This window comes from Pseudomonas sp. R84, assembly GCF_009834515.1.
In the GTDB taxonomy this organism is placed as follows: domain Bacteria; phylum Pseudomonadota; class Gammaproteobacteria; order Pseudomonadales; family Pseudomonadaceae; genus Aquipseudomonas.
This window is the reverse complement of the sequence record NZ_CP019426.1, coordinates 4,211,647-4,233,341: the sequence shown is the minus strand read 5'-3', so window position 1 is coordinate 4,233,341 and position 21,695 is coordinate 4,211,647. Positions and strand designations below refer to the sequence as shown.

Genomic DNA, 21,695 nt, shown 5'->3' with positions numbered 1-21,695 from the left:
TTCAGTCCATTGACGGACGTAAAACGCGTATGAACCCAGGACGGGTTCGCCGTATTCAGCGTCCGTTGTGGCTCATCACCGGCGCGTGTTGCCTGATGTTCATTCAACCATCCGGGGCCGGTGATCTGCCGCCGCCACCCAGCGGCATGGAGGCCGTGAGTGATGCACAGTTGTTTCTGGAACTGGTGGTCAACCAGATGAATACCGGGCGCGTAGTGGCGGTGCAGCAGCGCGACGGGCGCTTGTTTTTGCCAGCGACGGCGTTGCGCGAAACCGGCATGAAACTGCCTGACAGCCTCGGCGCCGAGGTCGATCTCGACAGTCTGGCGGGGCTGCACAGTGACTACGACAGTGTTGGTCAACGCTTGCTGCTGGACGTGCCGCCGGACTGGCTGCCGGAACAATTCATCGGCAATCGTCAGGCTTACCCGCGCACCCCGGCGCTGAGCAGTTTCGGCGCGCTGTTCAACTATGACCTGTACCTCAATGACACCGACGATGCCGGCACTTATCTGGCGGCGTGGAACGAAGTGCGGCTGTTCGACAGTTGGGGCACGCTGTCCAACACCGGGCAATACCGGCAAACCTTGTCCAGTGATTCACTCAACACGCTGGACAACGGCTACTTGCGATACGACACCACCTGGCGTTACTCCGACGACGAGCGAATGCTCACCTACGAGGCCGGTGACGTCATCAGCGGTGCTTTGCCGTGGAGCAGTTCGGTGCGTCTGGGCGGCGTGCAGTTTTCTCGGGACTTTGCCGTACGCCCGGATCTGGTGACCTATCCATTACCGCAATTTGCCGGTGAAGCGGCGGTGCCGTCCTCGGTGGATCTGTTTATCAATGGCTACAAGTCCAGCAGCGCAGATTTACAGCCCGGACCGTACACGCTGACCAATATTCCGTTCATCAACGGTGCGGGCGAAGCCGTCGTAGTGACCACTGATGCGCTCGGTCGGCAGGTCTCGACCACGGTGCCGTTCTATGTCACCAGCACTTTGCTGCAAAAAGGCTTGAGCGATTTTTCCGTGGCCGCCGGTACGCTGCGCCGCGACTATGGTTTGAAGGATTTCAACTACGGCCCGGGAGTCACCTCCGGCAGCCTGCGCTATGGCTTCAGCGACAGTTTCACCCTGGAAAGCCATGCCGAAGCGGCCGATTCGCTGACACTGGGCGGCCTCGGCGGCAATTGGCAGCTCGGTAACTTCGGTGTACTCAACAGCGCTGTGAGTCAAAGCCGTTTCGACGGCGAGGGCGGTCAGCAATTAAGCCTGGGCTATCAGTACAGCAACCAGCGTTTCAGCTTTTCCTATCAGCGGCTGCAACGTCATGATCAATACGCCGATCTGAGCGTGGTCGACAGCCCGTACATCAGTCTTAGCCGGCGCAGCGAGCAAGCGACCCTGAGCCTTAACCTCGAACGATGGGGCAGTCTCGGCGCGGGTTATTTCGATGTGCGCGCGGCGGACGATTCGCGCACGCGGCTGCTCAACCTCAGCTGGAGCAAACCGTTGTGGCGCAACAGCAGTTTCTACTTGTCGGCCAACCGTGAGATCGGCGACAGCAACTGGGCGGTGCAGGCGCAACTGGTGATTCCGTTCGATTTGCGCGGCAGCCTGGCGATCAGCAGTGATCGCGGTAAAACCGGGCAGAGCCAGCAGCGAGTCAACTACAGCCGCGCGGTGCCGACCGAGGGCGGCGTGGGTTTCAATCTGGGTTACGCCAAGGGTGACGGCGCTGATTATCGTCAGGCCGACGTCACCTGGCGTCTGCAATCCGTCCAGTTGCAGGCCGGTGTCTACGGCACTTCCGACGCCGAAACCCGTTGGGCCGATGCCAGTGGTTCACTGGTGTGGATGGACCGTCAGGTGTTTGCTGCCAACCGCATCGACGACGCCTTTGTGGTAGTCAGCACCGATGGCTTTGCCGACATTCCGGTGCGCTACGAAAACCAGCAGGTCGGCCAGACCGACAAGAACGGGCATTTGCTGGTGCCGTGGAGCAGCGCTTATTACCGCGGCAAGTATGAAATCGATCCCCTTAATCTGCCGGCCAACGTGCGCAGCCCCAACGTCGAACAACGCATTGCCGTGCGCCGAGGCAGCGGTTATCTGCTGGAGTTTCCGCTGAGTCGGGTGATTGCCGCGAGCATCGTTCTGGTCGATGCGCAGCAGCGCGAGTTGCCACTGGGCGCGGGCGTGCTGCACGAGCAAAGTGGCGCGCGGACGGTGGTTGGCTGGGACGGGCTGGTCTATCTGGAAAACCTGCAGGCGCAGAACTCGCTGCAAGTGACGCTGGCCGACGGCAAAACCTGTCAGGCGCAGTTCAGTGTCGATCTGAATCAGGATCAGGTGCCGTTGATTGGCCCGCTGGTGTGTCAATGATCCGCGCGCGCTTGCTTCTGTTGCTGGCGCTGATGTTGCCGGCGGCGGTGCAGGCTGCGTGTTCGGTAGTCAGCACCACGCCGGCGGCGTTCGGTATGCTCAGTTCGATCGCCGTGCGCACGACTTCGCAACCCAGTTCCACACTGAATGCCGGTTTGAGTTGCACCGGTTCGTTGCTGTCCCTGCTGACCAGCAACGACCACTTCTGGGGCACCGTTTCATCGACCCAGAGTGGTTTGGTCGGGCCGACCGGCGATGTCATCAATTACACGATCTACGCCAATAACAGCACCAGTTACCCGCTGACGCGCGGCACGGCCTATGACTTTGCGCGCAACGGCATCATCGATGCTCTGGGCCTGCTCAACGGTACGACGCCGAAAACCGTGCCGCTCTATCTCGGTACAACCATTGGCAGCAACGTCGCCGCCGGGGTGTATACCGAGACCCTGAGCATTTTCTGGAGCTGGAATTACTGTTCGGGGATCGGCATCGGTGCCATCTGCCTCGGGCGCGATATTGCCAACGGCACGACCTCGCTGACGGTGAATCTGACGGTGTCCAACGACTGCACGATTACCGCGCCGAACATTGCCTTCGGCAGCGCGCCGGTGGTCAGCGCTTTTACGCCGGTGACCGGACAGACGATCAATCTGGCCTGCACCAAGGGCAGCGCTTACACCGTGGGATTGAGCGACGGGCAGAACGCGGTGAGTGTCGGCGGGCGGCGACGGATGATTTCCGGGAGCAATTATCTGGCCTACGATATTTTCAAAAGCGCCGGTACCACGCGCTGGGGCAGTGTCGGCACGGCACGGCGGGCGAGTACCGATGCCGAGGTCAATCCGGGTAACGGGTTGGGCACGGGCAGCCAGATTTTCAACTACAACGCGAAAATCTACACCGACCAGACCACGCCGCCGGCGGGCACTTATCTGGACAATGTGGTGCTCGACGTGGGTTTCTGAGCTGACACTATCCTTTGTAGGAGCTATCGAGTGAAACGAGGCTGCGATCTTTTGATCTTGCCCTTAAGAACAAGATCAAAAGATCGCAGCGTGCCGCAGCTCCTACATAGAACAGCGGTGTTTTCAGAATTGCAGCGATTGCTTGAGCTGTTGCGCCGCCGGCGTATCGACCGGGCTGACCATGGCGTAGTTGTACCCGCCGCCCGACCAGTATTCGGCCTGCAAGTCGCCATCACTGCGACTTCCACGGGGCAAAAAGGTGTTCTTCGGTCCCGGCGGGCGTACGTAAAAGCTCACCTTATGCCCGCTGCCATCTTCATACATGACCATCGCCGCCGGACCTTCGTCAGTGCTGAGCAGACGGCCGCTGACCGGTTCATACCCGGCCGCCTTCAGATCAGGCAAGCGACTGGCCCGGGTGAAATAGCGGTCGAGCCAGCGTTGCATGTCGCCGTCGCTGTCGACTTTGTAATCCGCTGGCAGCATGCCTTGCTGAGCAATCAAGCGATAAGCCTGCAAGGCGTCGGTCATCGGCAGCATTGTCGAGCGCACGAGGGTCATTTCCCGCACCTGCCAGCCACTGAAGCCGCCGACGCTGACCGCGATCAGCAACACCGCGGCGCTGGCCAGATGACGACGTGACTGACGCTGGCGGCGCTGGCGGATCATCGCCGGATCAAGCGCTGGATTGGCCGGTTGCTGCAACGCGCCGCTTAGTGCCGCGCGCAATTGCTGGGCATCCTGTTGCCAGGCGCGAACCTGCGCCGCTTCATCCGGGTGACTGGCCAACCAGGTCTCCAGCACACGCCGGTCGGCGTCGCTGAGCTGGTGGTCGACATAGGCGTGCAGGTCACGCTCGTTGGGAGGCAGGCTGATCATTTGAGTATCCGCAAAGAAGGGCTGCTGATTTCGCCGTCGCTGAGTTGGCGCAAGGCCTGACGGGCACGGGACAGGCGCGACATCACGGTGCCGATCGGGGCGCCGAGAATCTCGGCGACCTCTTTATAGGAAAGGCCTTCCACCGAAACCATCAGCAGCAGGGCGCGCTGTTCGCTGGGCAGACGGTCGAAGGCTTGCAGGGTCGACTGGGCGATGACGGTACGCTCCACCGAAGGTTCGGCATCGTCGCGACCGGTGAAAAACTCGAGCATGCGCGCATAGCGTCGCGAGCGGCGATGGGCGTCGAGAAACTGTCGATAGAGGATCGCAAACAGCCAGGCGCGCAAGTCGCCGTCGGCGCGTTTATCACCCCAACTCGACAGCGCCCGCTCAAGGCTGGCCTGCACCAGATCGTCGGCGCTGCTGCTGTTGCGTGTCAGTGACACGGCAAAGCGGCGCAATCTGGGAATGATTTCTCTCAACTGTTCGTCGAATTCGCTCATGAAATTCTGCTAGTCACTACGCTGTGGACTAGGGAGACGCCCGCCGTTGGAGGTTATTCCACGTTCGGAAAAATAAATACCGTCGTGTGGAATAAACCCGGACGAGGCGCGTCTTGCTGATTCTTCCTACTTGTGGCCGATGGCCCTGGAGTTTTTCATGGTTGATCGTTCATCACCCGATTCGGCAACGCCCGGCGGGCCGCAGCGCCCGCCACTGAGTGCGGCGAGCCTGATTCTGCGTCTGGGCGGCATTGCCGTGGTAGTCGCTGCTGTGGCCGGGGCGTTTGCCTACGTTCACGGTAGCTTTGACCCACAACGGCTGACGCCAAAAGCGCTGGTCGATGTGCTGGAGAAGAACAACGGCGTGCATCCCGGGTTTCGCCGCAACCACGCCAAAGGCGTGTGCGTGATCGGGCATTTCGAGAGCAGTGGTGAGGCGCGGGTGTTTTCCACTGCGCAGGTGTTCAACGAGCCGCAAACTCCGGTGGTCGGGCGCTTTGCGCTGCCCGCGGGCAATCCCTATGCGCCGGACAGCAGCGTGCCGATTCGCAGTCTGGCGCTGCGTTTCACCCAGGCCAATGGGCAGCAGTGGCGCACCGGGATGAACAGCATGCCGGTGTTCCCGGTCGGTACGCCTGAGGCGTTTTATCAATTGCAGCAGGCGCAGTCGCCGGATCCGGCCACTGGTAAACCTGATCCGAGCAAGGTCCCGGCATTCTTTGCCTCGCACCCGGAAGCCGTGCCGTTTCTGACCTGGGTGAAAACCGCCAAACCCTCGGCCAGTTATGCCACTGAAACTTACAACAGCGTCAATGCGTTTTATCTGGTCGACGCCAGCGGTAAAAAACAGGCCGTACGCTGGAGCATGACGCCGTTGGCAAGGGACGCTGCGGGCGCCAGTGCACCTGAGGGCGGCGATTTTCTCGAGAAGGATCTGGTGCAACGATTGGCGTCCGCGCCGCTGCGTTTTCAGTTGAATATCACCCTGGCCAACCCTGAGGATCCGGTGAACGACGCCAGCAAGACCTGGCCAGCCGGGCGCAGAGTGTTGAACGCCGGCACGCTGGTGCTGGAGAAAACCCAGCCGCAACTGAGCGGCGAATGCCGTGATATCAACTACGACCCGTTGGTGTTGCCGGCCGGGATTCAAGGCTCCGACGACCCGTTACTCGCGGCCCGTTCCGCCGGTTACGCCGATTCCTATCTGCGTCGCACCAGCGAAGTCAGCCAGTTGCCCGCTGCCAAACAGGAGGCTCGTCCATGAGAACCCAACCGACGCATTTCGCCCTGTTGGCGCGGCTGCTGCATTGGCTGATGGCACTGATGATCATTGCCATGCTGTTTATCGGTGCCGGCATGGTCACCTCGGTTTCCGAGCGGCATGAATGGCTGATCCATCTACACAAACCGCTGGGCATCGCGATACTGGCGCTGGTGATTGTGCGTTTGCTCGTGCGGCTGACCACGCGCCAGCCACCGTTGCCAGCGGATCTCCCGGGCTGGCAGGTGCTGGCGGCCAAGGCTTCGCATCTGCTGTTGTATGCGTTGATGCTGGTGTTGCCGTTGCTGGGCTGGGCGATGATCAGCGCTTCGGGTGAACCGGTGATGCTCAGCACATCGTTGCAGTTGCCATCGATCGTTCCGGCCGACGCGCAGCTATTCGCGTTTCTGCGCAAGGCTCACGGGTATCTGGCCTATCTGTTGTTCCTGACGGTGCTGTTGCATCTGGCGGCGGCGCTGTTTCATGGCTGGATTCGCCGCGACGAGGTGCTCGACAGCATGTTGCGCGGTCGCGATCGCGGCTAACCCGTTTGCGTGGCGCATCGAGCCGGTGCGCCGCTTTTCAGGGTCAGCCACCAGTACGCCAGCGCCACTGCGTTGATGCTGGCGCCGAGCAGACACACGCCGATCCAGCCGGCCCACGCGTAAATCGCGGTCGAGCCGATGGAGCCGAGTGCGCTGCCGATCGAGTAGAACAGCATGTAACCGGCGGTGAGACGGCTTTGCGCTTCGGGACGCACGCTGTAGATCATGCTCTGGCTGGTGACGTGCACGGCTTGCAAACCCAGATCGAGGGTTATCACGCCGAGCAGCAAGGCCCACAGCGAGGATTGAGTGAGGGCGATCGGCAGCCACGAGGCGAGCATCAGCAACAGCGAAAGACCGCTGACCCATTGCCCGAGACCGCGATCCGCCAGATGCCCGGCCCGTGCGGCGGCCAGCGCACCGGCGGCACCGGCCAGCCCGAACAGTCCGATTTCACTGTGCGACAAGGACAGTGGCGGCGCGGCCAGCGGCAACACCATCGGCGTCCACAGCACCATCGCGCTGGCGAAGGTCAGCAGGGCAAGGATTGCGCGATGGCGCAGCACTGGTTCTTCTTTGAACAAACTGAAAACCGAGGCGATCAGTGCAATGTAGCCAGTCGCCGGTTGTGGCGATTCATGCTTGGGTAGAACTCGAAACAGCAGCAACGCCATCACCAGGGTCAGCCCGGCTGATAGAAAGTAGATCGCTCGCCATCCGGCCAGATCGGCCATGCCGCCGGCGACCGTGCGTGCCAGCAAGATGCCGACGACGATACCGCTGGTGACCACACCGACCACGCGCCCGCGTTGTGTAGGGATCGCCAGTGTGGCGGCGTAAGCCACCAACACCTGCGTCACTACGGCGAGCAGCCCCGTCAACGTCATGCCGAGCAACAGCCAGACACTGCTGGGCGCCAGCGCGATCATCAACAAGGACGCTGCCGACAGCAGGGTTTGAGTGACGATCAATCGGCGTCGATTGAGCAGATCGCCGAGGGGCACCAGTAACACCAGGCCGATGCCGTAGCCGATTTGCGTCAGGGTTATGACGATGCCGATGGTCGCCGGCGACATCGCAAACGCCTCGGCCATGGCGTCCAGCAATGGCTGTGCGTAATACACATTGCCTACGGCCAGACCGCAGGCCACAGAGAAAAGCAAAACGGCGCTGCTTTTGAGAGGTTTCATATCCCGCATCCTTTTAGGTTTCAAAATAAAACCTCGATCACGGTATTGATTCAGGTTTTATTTTGCAACCTGTTTGCGCGAAAGTACGAATGGCAGAAAGCAAAAGATCGCAGACAAGCTGCGATCTTTTCAGGGAGGGAGGAGGTTATCAGCGCAGGGTATCGACCATGTCAGCGATGGTCGTCAGCACATCTTTGCCCAACTGTTTTGAGCGCTTGCCCGACCACCCGGTTACTTTGTCGGGATGGTCGTCGTGATCCTTGAACGGCATCTCCAGAGTCAACGACAGGCAGTCGTATTTCTGCCCGACGCTGTTGCACGCCAGGGTCATGTTGGCCTGGCCCGGTTCGTCGCGGGTGTAGCCGTGCTTGGTCTGGAAGTCTTTGGTGGTGTGTTTCAAGTGGCTGCGGAAATGCTCTTCGAGCTTTTCGATACGCGGCGTGTAACCCGGATTGCCTTCGCAACCGGCGGTGAACACGTGAGGGATTTCTTCGTCACCATGTACGTCGAGGAACAGATCGACGCCATACTTTTCCATCTGCTGTTGTACGAAAAGTACCTCGGGGCTGATGTCCTGACTGGCGTTCTGCCAGGCGCGATTCAAGTCCTGGCCCATCGCGTTGGTGCGCAAGTGTCCATGGAACGCACCGTCGGGATTCATGTTCGGCACCAGGTACAAATCAGCGCTTGCCAGCAGTTTGTTCAGCACAGGATCGTCGTGTCTTTCCAAGCGTTCGATCACGCCTTCCATAAACCATTCGGCCATGTGTTCGCCCGGATGCTGTTGAGCAATGATCCAGACTTTGCGCTGGCCTTCGGCGCCGCTGCCTTTACGCAGCAACTGAATATCGCGACCTTCGATACTCTTGCCGGTCGCCAGCAATTCGGTGCCGGCCTTGCTCAGGGCCTGGTCGATCAGCCAGTCGTGACGGCCACGGCTATAGGGTTCGAAGTAGGCGAACCAGGCGTGGGTTTGCTCGGCTTCGAGGCAAAAGCGCAGGCTGTCACCTTCAAAGCTGGTTGGAATGCGGAACCAGTTGACGTGGTCGTAGGAGGCGACCGCCTGATAGCCAGTCCAGGCTTTGTTATAGGAAGATTGACTCGCGTTGACCAGGCGAAACCAGTGCTCCTGATGAACATGCAGACCGCTGGCCTTGAAGTGGAACCACTGAAAATGGGCGCTGCGTGTGTCCGGGCGAATGGCCAGGACCGGATTGAGCGGGTTGCTGATGTCGATGACTTGGATGTTGCCGCTGTCGAAGTTGGCGCTGATGTCGAACGAAGATTTGGCCACGGTCATAATCGATTCCTGAATATGATTTTTATGGCCGTTACTTTACACGCAGGCAGGGCTGAAACCGAGGGGAATTGCGGGGTGTGGCGGGGGGCGTCCTCCATGACGCGCAAGCAGCTTAGAGACTGTGCGATTGATTCTCAAGTGCTAATTGTCATTAGTTTGCCCCAATGTGGCGGGGCCCGGCTTGCCAAGCGATATTCTTTTGATATTATCCGCGCCATCGAATTTGCAGCACTTAAAGACTTCATTAGCCTGAAGACACAAGCCCGAAAAACGGGCAAAAAAAGACCCGGCAAAAAGCCGGGTCAAAAACCGTGATTAGCCTGATGAGGAGATAGTCCAGAAGACCGACCTAAGGTCTCTGGTCCATCGACTGATCTCGCGACCAGCTGCATGCAATAATAATCATTATCATTTGCAAGTCAAATGTTTTTATCTGCGCGATGGGGAAATTCTTTCCCGCCCGCCCGCCCGCCCGCGCTCGCGTTCCTCTCAGGCTTCATTGCCATCGAGCGAATGGTCAACCATCGCCCGCGCCATATCCACCATGTGCACCACTGAAAATGCCAGATCGCGACTCGCGCCTTGCAGGTTTTCGGCTGCCTTGAACGCAGTGGCTGCCGCACAGCGCAGCAGGTCCGAGGCGTGCACCAGAGCTTCTTCGCCACTGAGATGGCGCCTGACATCGAAAAAACGCTCGTCGACCTCCGGTTCTGACACAGCTGGTTTCAAGTAATAGTCCAGAGCTCGCTGCGCTGCCGCATTGCCCTGGGGAGAGGTGAAGTTGGTGTCCATTTGCAGGTCGGGCAAGTCTTTGCTGCTGATATTCATGATGAAGAAGCACTCCTTGGGCGATTGAAAATCCGTGCTTTCAGAATAGTACTCTGTGTAGTTGTGACCAGAATTTAAATACTACAATATGTGTTTTGCTGGCCGAAGGCGTCGACGTAAGGTGCTGCACATGGATAAATGGATTGAGTTGGTCAAGGCCAAGATGAGTGAGCTCAAAATCACTCAAACAGAGCTCGGAGAGCGCGTCGGCATGTCCCAGGGCGGGATCGGCCATTGGCTGAACAAGCGTCGCGAACCCGGCATCACTGAAATGAACCGCGTGCTGCAGGCGCTGGGCATGGATTTCCTTGAAGTGGTGTTGGTGATCCGGGAACCGCAAATAACACCTGACGACGACATGCCGCTGGCGCAGAAGTACAACCCGTACTTCCGTTACCCGGTCAGCGATTGGCAAACGACCTGCGAGGTTCGCGAAAGCGATCCGGCGTCCTACACGAAGGCATCAGGCAAGCAGCGTTTCGAACTGACGGATTACCACGCGCGAGGCCCGGCGTTCTGGCTGACGGTGACGGGCGATTCGATGACCGCTCCCAGTGGCCAGAGCATCGCCGAAGGCATGCTGATTCTGGTCGACCCGGCGGCCGAAGCGGTGCCCGGCAAACTGGTGATCGCCCAGTGGCCCGACAGCGCTGAGGCGATTTTTCGCAAACTCGACGAAGAGGGCGGCCAGCGTTACCTGGTGCCGCTCAATCCGACCTGGCCGAAAGCCCTACTGACCGATGAGTGTCGAATCATCGGTGTTGTGGTTCAGGCAACGGCGCGTTACTAGTCAGATCGATCCTCGCCTGGCGTAGGATCGATCTCCCGTTCACACTGCTTCCAGTTCAACCAAAGCGCTGCCTTCGCCGACCATTTCGCCTTCCTGGCAATACAGCGCTTTGATCACCCCGGCATGCGGCGCACGGATGCTGTGTTCCATCTTCATTGCTTCCAGCACCACCAGTTGTGCACCGGCCTCGACCGATTGCCCAGCCTCGACCAGCACACGGACAATGCTGCCGTTCATTGGCGCGGTCAGTCCGCCCTCATGGCTGTGACTGGCTTCGACGGCGCTGATCGGGTCGTACGTTTCGATGCGCCGCAACTCGCCTTCCCATTGCAGGTACAGAGAATCGCCCTGGCGGATGGCACGTAACGTACGACGAACGCCGTCGTGTTCGACGATGAGTGCTTCGCCGGACAGTCTGGTCTGATCATCGGTACTCAGCGTCAGCGCTCGATCCTGCCCCTCGCAGCTCAAATGCAGGGTGATTTCTCGTGGCAGACCCGCACGCAGTCCGGTGTTGACAGACCATGGTGAAGCAGGATCATCCTGACGCGCCAATTGCGCCAGACTCTGCGCCACGGCCTGCGCCGCCGCGTTCCAGAACGCATCGCTCAACGTGCCCGGAGCAGGCAGCAATTGCTCCTGATAACGCGGAATAAACCCGGTATCCAGTTCCGCTGCCGCAAACGCCGGGTGCGCGATGATCCGCCGCAAGAAGTTGATGTTGGTTTTCAATCCGCCAATCGCAAACTCGTCGAGCATGCTCAACAAGCGCAACCGGGCCTGTTCGCGATCCTCGCCCCAGGCAATCAGCTTGCCGAGCATCGGGTCGTAGAACGGCGAAATCTCATCGCCTTCCTCAACCCCGCTATCGACTCGACGCCCGGGCCCTTCATCGGACTCGCGATACAAATCCAAACGTCCGGTTGCCGGCAGAAAGTCATTTGAAGGATCTTCGGCATACAAGCGCACTTCAATTGCATGGCCGTTAAGCGGCACCTGTTCCTGAGTGATCGGCAACGCTTCACCGCGGGCAACGCGGATTTGCCAAGCAACCAGATCCAGGCCGGTGATGGCCTCGGTCACCGGGTGCTCCACCTGCAGGCGCGTGTTCATCTCCATAAAGAAGAATTCGCCCCGCGCATCCAGCAAAAACTCCACCGTACCGGCGCCGACATAACCGATTGCCTGCGCCGAACGCACCGCCGCTTCGCCCATCGCCCGACGCAGTTCCGGGGACAGGCCCGGTGCCGGCGCTTCTTCGACGACTTTCTGGTGACGGCGCTGAATCGAGCAGTCACGCTCATTCAGATACAAGCAGTTGCCATGCTGATCGGCGAACACCTGAATTTCCACATGACGCGGTTTCAGCAGATATTTTTCCACCAGCATCCGCGAATCGCCAAACGACGACTGCGCTTCACGCTGGGCCGAGGCGAGGGCTTCGGCCAATTGGCTGACGTCCTCGACGACTTTCATGCCCTTGCCGCCACCGCCGGCCGTGGCTTTGAGCAGCACCGGATAACCGATGCGTTCGCAGGCATCGCGGAAGGTCTCGAGATCCTGGGCTTCGCCGTGATAACCCGGCACCAGTGGCACGCCGGCAGTTTCCATCAGCGCTTTGGCGGCGGACTTGCTGCCCATCGCATCAATGGCCGAGGCCGGCGGGCCGAGGAAAATCAAACCGGCCGCTTCAATGGCGCGAGCGAATCCGGCATTTTCCGAGAGAAACCCGTAACCCGGATGAATCGCCTGCGCGCCACTGGCCTTGGCCGCCGCGATCAGTTTGTCGATTTGCAGATAACTGTCGGCCGCTTTGCTACCACCGAGATCGACGCGAACGTCCGCTTCACGGCTGTGCCGCGCTTCACGGTCGGTGGCGCTGTGCACGGCGACCGTGGTCAGGCCCAGCGCTTTGGCGGTGCGCATTACGCGGCAAGCAATTTCGCCACGGTTGGCCACCAGCAGAGTGGTGATAACAGGTGCGCTCATCAACGCGGCTCCTTGGTGGTGGTTGCGGCTTGCCAGCTCGGCGGACGTTTTTGCAGAAAAGCGCGCAGACCTTCCTGGCCTTCCGGGCTGACGCGGATGCGGGCGATGGCGTTCTCGGTGTAGCGGCGCAGCGCCGGGGTCAGCGCGCCGTTGCCGACTTCACGCAGCAAATCCTTGCTGGCGCGCATCGCGGCGGGGCTGTTGAGCAGCAGGTTGTTGGTCCACTGTTCGACTTGCTGATCCAGTTCAGCGGCCGGATAGCTGTCGGACAACAAACCGATTTCCCGCGCACGCTGACCGCCAAAACGTTCGGCGGTCAGCGCATAACGCCGCGCAGCGCGCTCGCCAATCGCTTGCACCACAAACGGACTGATGACTGCCGGCGCCAGACCAATTCGCACTTCCGACAGGCAGAATTGCGCATCATCGGCGCCAATCGCCATGTCGCAGCAACTGATCAACCCCAGCGCGCCACCGAATGCTGCGCCTTGAACGACGGCCACGGTCGGGATTTTCAGTTTGGCGAGGTTGTACATCAGCTCCGCGAGTTCGCGGGCGTCGTCGAGGTTGGTGTGGTAATCGAGTTCGGCCGATTGCTGCATCCACGCCAGATCGGCGCCGGCACTGAAGTGCTTGCCACGGCCACGCACCAGCAGGAAACGCAGGCTGGCATCACTGGCGACCTTGTCGAGTGCGAGGATCAGCTCGCGGATCATCTCGGCGTTGAACGCGTTGTTCTTTTCCGCGCGGTTGAGCCACAGCGTCGCGAAACCCCGTGGGTCGTTTTGCAGTTCGAGGGTGTTGAAATCACTCATGAGATTCTCCCGATCACATCCGGAACACGCCGAAGCGGCTCGGTTCGATTGGCGCGTTCAGCGACGCGGACAAGGCCAGGGCCAGCACATCGCGGGTCTGCGCCGGGTCGATGACGCCGTCGTCCCACAGCCGAGCGCTGGAATAGTAGGGGTGACCCTGCTCTTCGTACTGGTCGAGGATCGGTTGTTTGATCTCTGTTTCTTGCTCGGCACTGAAGTTTTGGCCACTGCGTTCAGCCTGTTCACGCTTGACCTGCACCAACACGCCCGCCGCCTGTTCGGCACCCATCACGCCGATTCGCGCGTTTGGCCACATCCACAGGAAACGCGGATCGTATGCGCGCCCGCACATGCCGTAGTTCCCGGCACCAAAGCTGCCGCCGATGATCACGGTGAATTTCGGCACTTTCGCGCAAGCCACGGCGGTTACCAGTTTGGCGCCATGTTTTGCGATACCGCCGGCCTCGTATTTCTGGCCGACCATGAAACCGGTGATGTTCTGCAAAAACAGCAGCGGAATACCGCGCTGGCAGGCCAGTTCGATAAAGTGCGCACCTTTCTGTGCGGCTTCGGCGAAGAGAATGCCGTTGTTCGCCAGAATCGCGATCGGGTAACCGTGCAGATGCGCAAAGCCACACACCAGCGTGGTGCCGAACAAAGCCTTGAATTCATCGAACACCGAACCGTCGACCAGTCGCGCAATCACTTCGCGCACATCGAACGGCTGCTTGGCATCGGCGGAAACCACGCCATATAACTCGTCAGCGGCGTACAGCGGCGCAATCGGCGTACGTTGCTGCACTTCACCGAGCTTGCGCCAGTTGAGGTTGGCGACGCTGCGGCGGGCGAGGGCGAGGGCATGTTCGTCGCTCTCGGCGTAATGGTCGGCGACCCCGGAAATCTTGCAGTGCACATCGGCGCCGCCCAGATCTTCGGCGCTGACCACTTCGCCGGTCGCAGCTTTCACCAGCGGCGGGCCGGCGAGGAAAATCGTCGCCTGATTGCGCACCATGATTGCTTCGTCGGCCATCGCCGGCACATAAGCACCACCCGCAGTGCAAGAGCCCATGACCACGGCAATCTGCGGAATGCCCATTGCGCTCATGTTGGCCTGGTTGAAGAAGATCCGCCCGAAATGCTCGCGATCCGGAAACACTTCGTCCTGACGCGGCAGGTTGGCGCCGCCGGAGTCCACCAGATAAATACATGGCAGACGATTCTGCTGAGCGATGGTTTGTGCGCGCAGGTGTTTCTTCACGGTCAGCGGATAATACGAACCACCCTTAACCGTCGCATCGTTGGCGACGATCATGCATTCGACGCCTTCTACCCGACCGATCCCGGCAATCACACCGGCAGCCGGCACGTCTTCGCCATATACGGCGTGGGCGGCAAGTTGGCTGATTTCGAGAAACGGCGAGCCCGGATCGAGCAAGCGATTGATGCGCTCACGCGGCAGCAATTTGCCGCGCGAGGTGTGACGTTCCTGAGCTTTCGCGCCGCCACCCTGCGCCACTTGGGCGAGCAGCGTGTGCAGGGCGTCGACCTGTTTGAGCATCGCCGCGCTGTTGGCAGCGAACTCCGCTGAACGGGGATTGAGCTGAGTGTGCAGAATCATGGCTTACTCCGTAAGCAGCTACGAGTTGCAAGCTTGGAGCGGCAAGTTAAAGCTGTTCTCTTGCAGCTTGAAACTTGCAGCTCGCCGCTGACGAAATTCATTTCGTTTCGTTGAACAGTTCGCGACCGATCAGCATGCGACGGATCTCACTGGTGCCGGCGCCGATTTCGTACAGCTTGGCGTCACGCAGCAAGCGGCCAGCCGGGAATTCATTGATGTAACCGTTACCGCCGAGAATCTGGATCGCGTCGAGGGCCATTTGTGTGGCGCGTTCGGCGGTGTAGAGGATCACCCCGGCGGCATCCTTGCGGGTGGTTTCGCCGCGTTCGCAAGCTTGGGCGACTGCATAGAGGTAGGCGCGGCTGGCGTTGAGTTGGGTGTACATGTCGGCGACTTTGCCCTGGATCAGCTGGAATTCGCCGATGCTCTGGCCGAACTGTTTGCGGTCGTGGATGTACGGCACGATCAGGTCCATGCACGACTGCATGATCCCGGTCGGGCCGCCGGACAGTACGACGCGTTCGTAATCGAGGCCGCTCATCAGCACTTTCACGCCGCCGTTGAGCACGCCGAGGATGTTTTCTTCCGGCACTTCAACGTCATCGAAAAACAGTTCGCAGGTGTTGGAGCCGCGCATGCCGAGTTTGTCGAACTTGTTGCTGCGGCTGAAGCCTGTCCAGTCGCGCTCGACGATGAAGGCGGTGATGCCGTGCGCGCCTTTTTCCAGTTCGGTCTTGGCGTAGATCACGTAGGTGTTGGCGTCTGGGCCGTTGGTGATCCAGGTTTTGCTGCCATTAAGGACGTAACGGTCGCCGCGTTTGTCCGCGCGCAATTTCATCGAGACCACGTCAGAACCGGCATTCGGTTCGCTCATCGCCAATGCGCCGACGTGCTCGCCGCTGATCAGCTTCGGCAGGTATTTGCTTTTCTGTTCGTGGTTACCGTTGCGGTTGATCTGGTTGACGCAGAGGTTGGAATGCGCGCCATAAGACAGCGCCACCGAAGCCGAACCGCGACTGATTTCTTCCATCGCCACCACGTGCGCCAGGTAACCCAGGCCCGCGCCGCCGTACTCTTCCGGCACGGTGATGCCGAGCAGGCCCATGTCACCGAACTTGCGCCACATGTCGGCAGGGAACAGGTTGTCGCTGTCGATCTGCGCGGCGCGCGGAGCGATCTCCTTGGCGACAAAGGACTGAACCTGATCGCGCAGCATGTCGATGGTTTCACCGAGGGCGAAGTTCAGGGATGGGTAGCTCATGGGTCACCTTTTGGCTTTTTTGTAGGGTGGGGAGGGCAGTCACTTGGCTCTCACCTTTACGTTAACGTAAGCCTGTGACGGATGGCTGTCAATCGCCCTTTACGTTAACGGCAACTTGAGCGAGAGTAGGGGCCGTTCAAGATTGAAACGGAGCAGGCCTTGTGGGAGCGAGCCTGCTCGCGAAAGCGTCAGATCAGGCAACATGGATGTTGAATCCGCTGGCCTCTTCGCGAGCAGGCTCGTTCCCACAGGGTTAAATCCGGCAAAACCCACTAATAAAGACAATAGGGGTCGTCATGGATCAACCCAGTGCAAACCCGCAGCGCAGCTACACCCGTGGTTCACAGGACAAAGCTTTGCTGGCGATGACCATCGGGCAGAAGTTCGATCACACGGCCGCGCAATACCCCGACGGTGAAGCGCTGGTGGTGCGCCATCAGCAGCTGCGCTATTCCTGGCGACAACTGGCCGACGCAGTCGATCTGCACGCCAGAGCGCTGCTGGCTTTGGGTTTGCAGGTCGGCGATCGCCTCGGTATCTGGGCGCCGAACTGCGCGCAGTGGTGCATCACTCAATTCGCCACGGCGAAAATCGGCGTGATACTGGTTAACGTCAACCCGGCCTATCGCAGCTCTGAACTCGAATACGTACTCAAACAATCCGGCTGCCAATGGCTGGTCTGCGCCGGGGCGTTCAAGTCCTCCAATTACCACGGCATGTTGCAGGGACTGGTGCCGGAACTGGCCGAGCAACCCATCGGCCAATTGCGCAGCGAACGCCTCCCCGAACTGCGTGGGGTAATCAGCCTTGACGCGCAACCACCGTCAGGTTTTCTGCCGTGGTCGCAACTGGCCGATCTGGCCACCAGAATCTCTCCCGATCAACTACACGAATGCAGCGACAGTCTGCACTTCGATCAGCCGGTGAACATCCAGTACACCTCCGGCACCACCGGTTTCCCCAAAGGCGCAACCCTCAGCCACTACAACATCCTCAATAACGGTTACATGGTCGGTGAAAGCATCGGCCTGACCCCGAGCGATCGCCTGGTGATCCCGGTGCCGCTGTACCACTGCTTCGGCATGGTCATGGGCAACCTCGGCTGCATCACCCACGGCAGCACGATGATTTACCCCAACGACGCGTTCGATCCATTGCTGACCCTGCAAACCGTCGCCGAAGAAAAAGCCACCGGCCTTTATGGCGTACCGACCATGTTCATCGCCATGCTCGACCAGCCGCAACGCGGCGAATTCGATCTGTCGAGCCTGCGCACCGGCATCATGGCCGGTGCGACGTGCCCGATCGAAGTGATGCGTCGGGTCATCAGCGAGATGCACATGAGCGAAGTGCAGATCGCCTACGGCATGACCGAAACCAGCCCGGTGTCGCTGCAAACCGGTCCGAACGATGAGCTGGAGTTACGCGTGACAACCGTCGGCCGCACCCAGCCACAGCTGGAAAGCAAGATCATCGACGAGGCCGGCAACCTCGTGCTGCGCGGCACCATCGGCGAACTGTGCACCCGTGGCTACAGCGTGATGCTCGGCTACTGGAGCAATCCGCAGGCCACCGCTGAAGCCATCGATGAGGCGGGCTGGATGCACACCGGAGACCTGGCGAGCATGAACGAGGAGGGTTACGTCAACATCGCCGGGCGTAACAAAGACATGATCATCCGTGGTGGCGAGAACATTTATCCGCGTGAGCTGGAAGAGTTTTTCTTCACCCATCCGGCGGTGGCGGACGTTCAGGTGATTGGCATTCCGTGCTCGCGTTACGGCGAGGAGATTGTCGCCTGGATCAAATTCCACCCTGGTCACAACGCTTCCGAACTGGAGCTGCAAACCTGGTGCAAGGAGCGCATCGCGCACTTCAAGACGCCACGGCACTTCAAATTCGTTGAAGAGTTTCCGATGACGGTCACGGGCAAGATTCAGAAATTCAGGATGCGTGAGATCAGTATCGAAGAGCTGCGCGAAAAGCAGGCCTGACACAAAACTTAATGTGATGACAATCTAATGTGGGAGCGAGCCTGCTCGCGAATGCAGTGTGTCATTCAGCGCAGATGTGTCTGATACACCGCTTTCGCGAGCAGGCTCGCTCCCACAGGGATTAGCGGTGTTGGAAAGAGGAATCACAGAAAGCACAAAGGGGAGCCGAAGCTCCCCTTTAATTTTGTCGTCGCGTGCTCTTTTTTATTATTGAGGGTCGGTCTGTTGTTGTTTTTGGCAACCGTGGCCCTTTACCGCTGTTTTTGGCGACCCCCATCCGGGGTCAAGAGCAAACGTATTTTTTTGAGCGCTGATCTGCTTTCTCGCTAAGCGATCCAACCGATTCGGGAGCTACCTGAAGGTAGTTTTATTGTTCTCTGCCCGGTTGCGGGTCACTCCTGAGAGCACCCTGAAAAGCACACCTTCTCCAAAAAAATCTGTTAGCTGCGTCTCTGCCGTGTTGTTTTTGTTATGTCAGAGTCGGTACGTCTTATTTTTATTGGTTTGCTGCTTTTTATTCTTGTTATGCCATAGAGATAGCAGAAGCCGTGCCAACTTTTAAAAATCCTTATAAATCAATGATTTGGAGATTTCAGTAAATTTTCACTCCAGCGAAACCAGACAATTTGTTTCCGTGTTACTCGCTTAAACCCACATTCCGGACACAGCGGTAACACCTTGTTCCCTCACTGTGCGCTGCGAGCCTTGGCCACGCGCGAACCGCTCGGGCGGCCGAGCACCGCGCTGATCTGCTGACCCGCAGCAATCAAGGCGTCCAGGTCGATACCGGTCTCGATGCCGAGGCCGTTGAGCAGGTACACCACATCTTCGGTAGCAACGTTACCGCTCGCGCCTTTGGCGTACGGGCAGCCGCCGAGGCCCGCGATAGAGCTGTCGAACACCGAAATGCCTTCGAGCAGGCTGGCATAGATATTGGCCATGGCCTGGCCGTAAGTGTCGTGGAAATGCCCGGCGAGCTTGTCCCGTGGCACCTGCGCCGAAACCACTTCAAACAAGCGGCGAGTCGCGCCCGCAGTGCCAGTGCCGATGGTGTCGCCCAGCGAGACTTCATAGCAGCCCATCGCATACAACTCGCGCGCGACCATCGCCACTTTCTCCGGCGCGACCGTGCCTTCGTACGGGCAACCGAGCACGCAGGACACGTAACCGCGCACGGTAACGCCGTGCTGTTTCGCCGCTTCCATGATCGGCGCAAAGCGCGCCAGGCTTTCGCTGATCGAGCAGTTGATGTTGCGTTGCGAGAAGGCTTCGGAGGCCGCGGCGAACACCGCGACTTCCCTGACCCCAGCGGCTATGGCGTCTTCGAAGCCGCGCAGGTTTGGCGCCAGTGCACCGTAGGTCACGCCGGGTTTGCGCTGGATTTGTGCGAACACCTCGGCAGAACCGGCCATTTGCGGTACCCATTTCGGCGAAACGAAACTGCCGACTTCTATATAGCCGAGACCGGCGGCGCTGAGGGCGTCGACCAGTTGCACCTTGTCGGCAACGCTGATCGGTTGGGCTTCGTTCTGCAGGCCATCGCGCGGGCCGACTTCGATCAGGCGTACTTGGGAGGGGAGGGACATGGCGGTTGACCTGTTGTAGTTATCTGAAATCTGCGGATATCCCCCTGTGGGAGCGAGCCTGCTCGCGAATGCGCCGGGTCAATCACCATAGATGTCGAATGACAAATTGCATTCGCGAGCAGGCTCGCTCCCACAGGGGATGGGGTTGTTACTGAATGGCCTGCTGGCTCTTGAGCGTCTGCTCCAACGCCTGCACGCAGCGCTCTTCAGCGGTATCGAGTTCCAGCTTCATCTGTTCGATATCCAGCAACTGCTGCTCCAGCTGCTCGCGGCGCTCGGCGATTTTCGCCAGCATGCTGTTGAGCTGTTTGGTGTTACCGCTGGAGGGGTCGTAAAGCTCGATCAGTTCGCGGCATTCGGCCAGCGAGAAGCCGATGCGTTTGCCACGCAGGATCAGCTTCAGGCTGACCTTGTCGCGTGGCGAATAGATACGTTCCTGGCCACGGCGCTCAGGACTGAGCAGGCCTTGCTCTTCATAAAAGCGGATCGCCCGGGTGGTGATGTCCAGCTCGCGGGCGAGGTCGGAGATGCTGTAAGTCTGGCTGCTCATGGAAGCGCTCGGAAAAAGGTCTTGGCGCTAAGCTAATGGCAGGTTGACGTTTACGTCAAGCAAGAAAAAGATCGTAGCCTGCGGCAGCTCCTACACCGATCTCTGTAGGAGCTCCCGCAGGCTGCGATCTTTTGATCTTTCCTTACACCACCTGCTTATCGAGCTTCTTCTCCTGTGCCGTCACCTGCTGGCACAACTCGATCATTTGCTCGCGCATCCAGCGATTCGCCGGATCCTGGTCAGTGCTTTCATGCCAATACAGGTGCGTCTCCACGGGCGGCACATCATTCACCGGCAAATTAAACGCCTGCAACTCATGTCGACGGGCAAAGCGCTCCGGCACGGTCATGACCATGTCGGTCTGCTGCATCACCTGTGACGCCATCAAGTAATGCTGCGAACGCAGGGCAATCTTGCGCTGAATACCCATTTTGCCCAGCGCCAGATCGACATAACCCAGACCACTGCGGCGGCTGGAAATGTGGATATGCGTCAGCGACAAATAATCATCCAGCGAGAGCTTTTCCTTGCCCGCCATCGGATGACCCTTGCGCATCGCACACACGTAACGGTCTTCCATCAGCTTGACATGACGCACCTGCGGGTCGGTGTTAAGTGGCGCATCCACGGCAAAATCCAGACGCCCGGCCGCCAGTTCCTTGGTGGTCTCCCGACGTTTTGACAGAAAACTTTCGATGATCACGGTCGGCGCCAAGCGGCGCAGGCGCTGGAACAGCGGCGGCAGAATTACCGCTTCGGTGAGGTCGGTCATGCTGATGCGGTAGGTCTTGACCGCCTGCGCCGGGTTGAAAATGCGGCTTTCCTGAACCGACACACGCAGCAGCGACAAAGCGTTGCGCACCGGGCCGATGATGTTCTGCGCCATCGGCGTCGGCACCATGCCCTGAGCGGTACGCACGAACAGCGGGTCGTTGAAGGTCTCGCGCAACCGCGCCAAGGCGTTGGACACCGCCGGCTGAGTGATGCCGACAATCTGCCCGGCGCGGGTCAGGTTGGCTTCGGTATAGATCGCGTCGAAGACGATGAAAAGGTTGAGGTCGACCTTACTCAGATTCATAACGCGGCTTCTCTTGTTATTTAGGGCGGTGTTTTAGGGGCTGGCAATCAGCCGATCATATATCGGTGATGAATGTTTATACACGCCGAGAATAGGCTAGGTAAATTATCAACGCTGTTCTAGCATCGATTGCATGACTTAAACAACCTCTGC

The 21,695-nt window shown here is 59.4% G+C and carries 19 protein-coding genes; 7 read left to right on the top strand and 12 right to left on the bottom strand.

The features are described from left to right. Nucleotides 1-29 precede the first annotated feature (29 nt). Together PspR84_RS18635 and PspR84_RS18630 are read left to right on the top strand one after the other, a co-directional pair. A complete protein-coding gene (locus PspR84_RS18635) occupies nucleotides 30-2,387 on the top strand; it encodes a fimbria/pilus outer membrane usher protein (RefSeq protein ID WP_160058668.1) in 2,358 nt (785 codons plus the stop codon). Next, the gene (locus tag PspR84_RS18630; protein WP_160058667.1) at nucleotides 2,384-3,355 is read left to right on the top strand and encodes a spore coat U domain-containing protein; all 972 of its coding nucleotides are present in this window, start codon (nucleotides 2,384-2,386) and stop codon (nucleotides 3,353-3,355) included. The genes PspR84_RS18635 and PspR84_RS18630 overlap by 4 nt, the downstream gene beginning before the upstream one ends. Before the next feature lie 123 nt (nucleotides 3,356-3,478). On the opposite strand, the gene PspR84_RS18625 is transcribed toward PspR84_RS18630, so the two are convergent. Both PspR84_RS18625 and PspR84_RS18620 read right to left on the bottom strand, forming a co-directional pair. After that, nucleotides 3,479-4,234, bottom strand: coding sequence for an anti-sigma factor (locus PspR84_RS18625; RefSeq protein WP_160058666.1), 756 nt, complete (start codon nucleotides 4,232-4,234; stop codon nucleotides 3,479-3,481). After that, nucleotides 4,231-4,737, bottom strand: coding sequence for a sigma-70 family RNA polymerase sigma factor (locus PspR84_RS18620; protein WP_038362727.1), 507 nt, complete (start codon nucleotides 4,735-4,737; stop codon nucleotides 4,231-4,233). Before PspR84_RS18620 ends, PspR84_RS18625 begins: the two co-directional genes overlap by 4 nt. Before the next feature lie 157 nt (nucleotides 4,738-4,894). On the opposite strand from PspR84_RS18620, the gene PspR84_RS18615 reads away from it, so the two are divergent. Both PspR84_RS18615 and PspR84_RS18610 read left to right on the top strand, forming a co-directional pair. Then, the gene (locus PspR84_RS18615) at nucleotides 4,895-6,001 is read left to right on the top strand and encodes a catalase family peroxidase (RefSeq protein WP_160058665.1); all 1,107 of its coding nucleotides are present in this window, start codon (nucleotides 4,895-4,897) and stop codon (nucleotides 5,999-6,001) included. Further along, nucleotides 5,998-6,543, top strand: coding sequence for a cytochrome b (locus tag PspR84_RS18610; protein ID WP_160058664.1), 546 nt, complete (start codon nucleotides 5,998-6,000; stop codon nucleotides 6,541-6,543). Before PspR84_RS18615 ends, PspR84_RS18610 begins: the two co-directional genes overlap by 4 nt. On the opposite strand, the gene PspR84_RS18605 is transcribed toward PspR84_RS18610, so the two are convergent. Beyond that, the gene (locus PspR84_RS18605; protein ID WP_160058663.1) at nucleotides 6,540-7,733 is read right to left on the bottom strand and encodes an MFS transporter; all 1,194 of its coding nucleotides are present in this window, start codon (nucleotides 7,731-7,733) and stop codon (nucleotides 6,540-6,542) included. The genes PspR84_RS18610 and PspR84_RS18605 overlap by 4 nt on opposite strands. Before the next feature lie 148 nt (nucleotides 7,734-7,881). Next, the gene (locus PspR84_RS18600; RefSeq protein WP_160058662.1) at nucleotides 7,882-9,033 is read right to left on the bottom strand and encodes a M14-type cytosolic carboxypeptidase; all 1,152 of its coding nucleotides are present in this window, start codon (nucleotides 9,031-9,033) and stop codon (nucleotides 7,882-7,884) included. 96 nt (nucleotides 9,034-9,129) lie between these two features. Between PspR84_RS18600 and PspR84_RS18595 the strand changes: the two genes are divergently transcribed. Beyond that, a complete protein-coding gene (locus PspR84_RS18595; RefSeq protein WP_160058661.1) occupies nucleotides 9,130-9,348 on the top strand; it encodes a hypothetical protein in 219 nt (72 codons plus the stop codon). Between the two features lie 174 nt (nucleotides 9,349-9,522). Here the strand turns inward: PspR84_RS18595 and PspR84_RS18590 are convergent, their stop codons facing one another. After that, complete coding sequence (locus PspR84_RS18590) at nucleotides 9,523-9,861, bottom strand: DUF3077 domain-containing protein (RefSeq protein ID WP_160058660.1); 339 nt, start codon at nucleotides 9,859-9,861, stop codon at nucleotides 9,523-9,525. A 130-nt stretch (nucleotides 9,862-9,991) separates the two neighbouring features. Between PspR84_RS18590 and PspR84_RS18585 the strand changes: the two genes are divergently transcribed. Next, on the top strand, nucleotides 9,992-10,651 hold the full coding sequence (locus PspR84_RS18585) for a S24 family peptidase (RefSeq protein WP_160058659.1): 660 nt from the start codon (nucleotides 9,992-9,994) through the stop codon (nucleotides 10,649-10,651). Nucleotides 10,652-10,690: 39 nt separating this feature from the next. Here the strand turns inward: PspR84_RS18585 and PspR84_RS18580 are convergent, their stop codons facing one another. The 4 genes from PspR84_RS18580 to PspR84_RS18565 form a co-directional block, all read right to left on the bottom strand. Beyond that, nucleotides 10,691-12,640: an acetyl/propionyl/methylcrotonyl-CoA carboxylase subunit alpha gene (locus PspR84_RS18580; protein WP_160058658.1), complete on the bottom strand. Its 1,950-nt coding sequence runs from the start codon at nucleotides 12,638-12,640 to the stop codon at nucleotides 10,691-10,693. Then, nucleotides 12,640-13,455, bottom strand: coding sequence for a gamma-carboxygeranoyl-CoA hydratase (locus PspR84_RS18575; protein ID WP_160058657.1), 816 nt, complete (start codon nucleotides 13,453-13,455; stop codon nucleotides 12,640-12,642). The genes PspR84_RS18580 and PspR84_RS18575 overlap by 1 nt, the downstream gene beginning before the upstream one ends. A gap of 13 nt (nucleotides 13,456-13,468) precedes the next feature. Next, nucleotides 13,469-15,073: a carboxyl transferase domain-containing protein gene (locus tag PspR84_RS18570; RefSeq protein ID WP_160058656.1), complete on the bottom strand. Its 1,605-nt coding sequence runs from the start codon at nucleotides 15,071-15,073 to the stop codon at nucleotides 13,469-13,471. 97 nt (nucleotides 15,074-15,170) lie between these two features. Next, on the bottom strand, nucleotides 15,171-16,334 hold the full coding sequence (locus PspR84_RS18565) for an isovaleryl-CoA dehydrogenase (protein WP_160058655.1): 1,164 nt from the start codon (nucleotides 16,332-16,334) through the stop codon (nucleotides 15,171-15,173). A 296-nt stretch (nucleotides 16,335-16,630) separates the two neighbouring features. On the opposite strand from PspR84_RS18565, the gene PspR84_RS18560 reads away from it, so the two are divergent. After that, on the top strand, nucleotides 16,631-18,328 hold the full coding sequence (locus PspR84_RS18560; RefSeq protein ID WP_160058654.1) for an AMP-binding protein: 1,698 nt from the start codon (nucleotides 16,631-16,633) through the stop codon (nucleotides 18,326-18,328). A 686-nt stretch (nucleotides 18,329-19,014) separates the two neighbouring features. Here the strand turns inward: PspR84_RS18560 and PspR84_RS18555 are convergent. The 3 genes from PspR84_RS18555 to PspR84_RS18545 all read right to left on the bottom strand — a co-directional run bounded on the left by PspR84_RS18555 (nucleotide 19,015) and on the right by PspR84_RS18545 (nucleotide 21,542). Beyond that, nucleotides 19,015-19,914, bottom strand: coding sequence for a hydroxymethylglutaryl-CoA lyase (locus tag PspR84_RS18555; RefSeq protein ID WP_160058653.1), 900 nt, complete (start codon nucleotides 19,912-19,914; stop codon nucleotides 19,015-19,017). Nucleotides 19,915-20,062: 148 nt separating this feature from the next. Then, nucleotides 20,063-20,464 (bottom strand): MerR family DNA-binding transcriptional regulator, encoded by a 402-nt coding sequence (locus PspR84_RS18550; protein WP_160058652.1) that lies wholly within the window; start codon nucleotides 20,462-20,464, stop codon nucleotides 20,063-20,065. 142 nt (nucleotides 20,465-20,606) lie between these two features. After that, a complete protein-coding gene (locus PspR84_RS18545) occupies nucleotides 20,607-21,542 on the bottom strand; it encodes a LysR family transcriptional regulator (protein WP_007917233.1) in 936 nt (311 codons plus the stop codon). Nucleotides 21,543-21,695: the final 153 nt, after the last annotated feature.